This is a genomic window from Pseudoxanthobacter sp., from assembly GCF_036822375.1.
Taxonomy (GTDB): Bacteria; Pseudomonadota; Alphaproteobacteria; order Rhizobiales; family Segnochrobactraceae; genus Pseudoxanthobacter.
In genome coordinates, this window is sequence record NZ_DAISHT010000273.1 from 1 (window position 1) to 3,786 (window position 3,786).

The 3,786-nt window shown below is 67.5% G+C and carries 2 protein-coding genes and 1 pseudogene; 2 read left to right on the plus strand and 1 reads right to left on the minus strand.

The window, feature by feature from the left end; translation table 11 throughout:
• Together V7067_RS16280 and phoU are read left to right on the plus strand one after the other, a co-directional pair.
• A pseudogene (locus tag V7067_RS16280) lies at positions 1–149 on the plus strand (phosphate ABC transporter ATP-binding protein); the annotation flags it as partial.
• A gap of 173 nt (positions 150–322) precedes the next feature.
• A complete protein-coding gene (phoU, locus tag V7067_RS16285; protein WP_334176947.1) occupies positions 323–1,045 on the plus strand; it encodes a phosphate signaling complex protein PhoU in 723 nt (240 codons plus the stop codon).
• Positions 1,046–1,224: 179 nt separating this feature from the next.
• On the opposite strand, the gene V7067_RS16290 is transcribed toward phoU, so the two are convergent.
• A complete protein-coding gene (locus tag V7067_RS16290) occupies positions 1,225–3,246 on the minus strand; it encodes a M23 family metallopeptidase (RefSeq protein WP_334176948.1) in 2,022 nt (673 codons plus the stop codon).
• Positions 3,247–3,786: the final 540 nt, after the last annotated feature.

Here is a 3,786-nt window from a genome sequence, read left to right on the forward strand (position 1 = left end):
CCCATAACATGCAGCAGGCGGCGCGCGTGTCGAAGTACACCGCCTTCATGTATCTCGGCGAGCTGATCGAGTTCGGTCTCACCGACCGCATCTTCACCGCGCCGACGCAGAAGAAGACCGAAGAGTACATCACCGGTCGCTTCGGCTGACCGGGCAGATGCTGCCCACCGGGCGGGCTGCCACGGGCGCCCGCCCGATCTCGCTTCCGGCCGGCGGGGCGGGTCTCCCGCCGGGCTGCCCGGATCTCCCGCCCGGTCTAAGGGCTTGGCTGAGCCTTGGCTTTGTGATGCGAGCCGGCTTCGGTTTTTGGGCTGTTACCCCCATGAACAATTCCCATGTCGTGAAGGCATTCGACGAAGAGCTGCAGACGGTCATCGGCAAGATCGTCGAGATGGGCGGGCGGGTCGAATGGCTGTTTTCGGCCTCGGTCGAGGCGCTCCTGAAAGGGGCGAGCGACGAGGCTTCCCAGCTCATTGCGTCCGACGCCGAAATCGACCGGCTTGAGGCGCAGGTCGAGGATGAGGCGATCCTCATCATCGCCCGCCGCCAGCCGGTGGCGACCGACCTGCGCGACCTGCTGTCGGCGGTGAAGATCGCCGGCGAGCTGGAGCGCATCGGCGATCTCGGCAAGACCATCGCCAAGCGCACGGTGCTGCTGGGCGAGGACCGCGTGGTGCGCGCCGCCCGTGCGCCGGTCGCCGACATGGCCGCCTTTGCCGCCCGCCAGCTGCGTGCGGTGCTGGATGCCTATGTGGAGAACGATACGGTCAAGGCAGCAGCGGTGCGCAATGCCGATGCCACGCTGGATTCGCACTACACCGCCTGCTTCCGCCAGATCCTCACCTACATGCTGGAAGACCCGCGCAACATCTCCAGCTGCGTGCACCTGCTGCAGGTGGCCAAGAACATCGAGCGCGCCGGCGACCATGTGACCAACATCGCCGAATATGTGCTCTATCGCGTTACCGGCGAGATTCCGCGCGACGATCGTCCCAAGGAGGACATCGAGACCGTGCTGGCGAAGGAAGCCGGCAAGCTCGCCTGAGCGCCGGTCCGGCCGGCGCGCGCTTGCCAGAAAACATAAAGGCCGGTGTCGGGTGCCCGACACCGGCCTTTTCGTTTGCCCGGAAGGCGATGGCCTGCCGCGTTCCGATCCTGCCGCGCCGCATCGTACCGCGCTGCGGTCTTGCCGCGCTGCGTCGCGGCCGGCCGGCCAGCCCGGCCTCAGTTCGTGCTGCCGGCGGCCGCCGGGGCGGCGGAAGCGGTGCGGTTGTCGCCCGGCCGCGGATGGATCAGGTCCTCCATCCGCTCGCGCTCCTTGCGGAAGGCCGTCAGCATCTTGCCGCGCAGTTCGCGGCCCTGCGGCAGGCGCACGCGCAGCGGATCGACCGGCGTCGTGTTGATGTGCACCTCGTAGTGAAGGTGAGACCCGGTGGACATGCCGGTCGAGCCGACATAACCGATGACCTGACCCTGCCGCACGCGGGTGCCGGGCTTCATGTTGTCGGCAATGCGCGACATGTGGCCATAGCCGGTGTCGTAGCCGTTGGCGTGGCCAAGCAGCACCCACTTGCCGTAGCCGGATTTCCAGCCGGATTCCTTCACCACGCCGTTGCCCGAGGCCACGATGGGGGTGCCCCGCGGGGCGGCCCAGTCGACGCCTGCATGCATGCGGTAGTAGCCGAGGATCGGATGGCGCCGGCCCCCGAAGCCGGACCGCAGGATGCCGCCGTTCATCGGCTTGCGCATCAGGAACTTCTGCGCGCTGCGCCCGGCACCGTCATAATAATCGGTCTTGCCGTCGTCGGTGGTGCGGAAGCGGTAGAGCTGTTTGTAGGTGCCGCCCACCGAAAGGGCGGCATAGAGCAGGTCGGGCGGGCTGTCGGGATCGGATTTGTCCTCGTCGGCATAGAACAGCTCCAGCCGGTCGCCGTCTCCCACACGGCTGTTGAAGTCGACGTCGAACGAGAACATCCGCACCAGTTCGTTCACGACCGCGTCGGGCAGCTGCTCCTTGCGGGCGGTCTGGTAAAGGCTCTCGTAGAGCGTCAGCGTGCGGCCGCTGCTGTCCTCGTCGCCCGAATCGTCCTCCGGCGCCGCGGAATCCTCAAGGAAGTCGTCCTGCGGCTCGTCGGCGGCGACATAGTTGCCGTCATCGTCGAGCGCCACCGTGCCGAGGTGGGAGGTGGCATCGTAGACGCTGACCCGCGCCGGCTTCATGCGATCCGGGTCGTCGGCGTCGGGCAGCAGACCGATGCGGATCTTGTCGCCGGGGGTGATGGATTTCACGTTCGCTTCGGTGGCGAAGGTGCGGGCGATGGCCTTGATATCCATCGGGCTCGCCTTGACCGAGCGCAGGATCTTGCCGAGGTTGTCGCCGCGCCCGACCGTCACGACCACGTCGCTGGCCCCGCGCGGCTTGCTGGCGGCCGCCTGGTCGGCGTCGGGATCGGCCGTCGCCGCCTCGCTCTTGGCCACTTCGGAGACGTTCTCCGGCACGATTCGCACGCCCGTCTCGCCCAGCGCAAGCCCGCTCGGCGCCTCGCCGGCGCCGACGGCGGCAAAGGCCAGCGCGAAGCGCGCGGACACATCGTCCGATGCCGGGGCGGCGGGCGCCGTGGCGCGGACGGCGAAGTTCTCCGGATTGGTGGCCTTGAACAGGCTGTCCTCACGCACGATCTGCTCGACCGCGTCCGACGACAGCATCAGGTCGGGATCGATCTGCGGGCTCGCCAGCGGAAAGTCGACGGAACTGACCGTCACTTCGCCATCGACCGCTGCGCCGTAAATCGTGTCGGCCGGTCCCCGGTCGGGAAACAGCTTCGTGTCGGCAAAAGCCTTCAGCGGATCGAAAGCCGGGATATCGGACATGTCCGTCTCAGCCGTCGTCACCAGAGGCGCCGACAGACGGACATAAGGTCTGGCGCGGATCAGGTCGCTGTCGCCCTGCCGGCTGATGGTGGAGACCTGAAGCACCTGCTTGGTCGCGGGCGCTGCGGGCTGTTGCTGCACCCGGTCGGCCTTGCCGGTGCGGCTGGCATCGTCGGCCAGCGCCATCACGGCATCGCCCGTCGGGGCCGCAACCGAGGTGGTGCCTTCCATGGCCACCATCAGCGCGCCGCCCATCAGGGCCACGGATGTCACGCCGGTCAGCACGGTGCCCAGCAGCCAGCGCACGCTGACCGCCCGCCGTCCGCTGAGGGATTCGGTCGTGCCGTCTACAAAGAGCGGGGGCTCATGCCCCATGGAGATGCCACGCGATCGGCCGTGCCCGCTGAGCTTCATGCTGCTCGTTGAAACTCCCTGTCACGCGGCCACCCGGCGGCGGCACATCGAGTGCTTCGGACTGGTTCGTCCGAAAACCGGCCGTCCCTACATATCAGAGCAGCCGGATGCGCCAAACCTGAAAACCGGCGGTCCGCGCCGCCTGTGGCGCACCCGCGGCCGTCCGTGCCCGGCCAATATCTCTTCTGATACCGGCTATGGGTCGCCTCAGACCATGTCGACAATGGGGCGGCGACACCGACGGAGCGGACGTTTTGCGCCGCGCGCGGGCGGTTCGCCGCCCGGGAAGGCCACCGCACGCCGCTCCCGCCAGCCGATTCCGCCCGGTCGCCGGCGTGTAACAGCGCGATGACCGGGGCCATTGCTTCTGTGGATCGCGGATAACCATTTGAATAAAATTGCATTTTCGGATCGATCCACACCCCGGCGCCGAAAAAGTCCGTTTTGGCAGTTGACGTTGTGAGGGGTGGCCCTTATAAGCCGGGTCACTGACGGGGCGGC

Excerpts from the sequence above, each read along its gene's own strand:
- phoU (WP_334176947.1), top strand. The coding sequence starts at position 323 with ATGAACAATTCCCATGTCGTGAAGGCATTCGACGAAGAGCTGCAGACG.
- V7067_RS16290 (WP_334176948.1), bottom strand. The coding sequence starts at position 3,246 with ATGGGGCATGAGCCCCCGCTCTTTGTAGACGGCACGACCGAATCCCTC.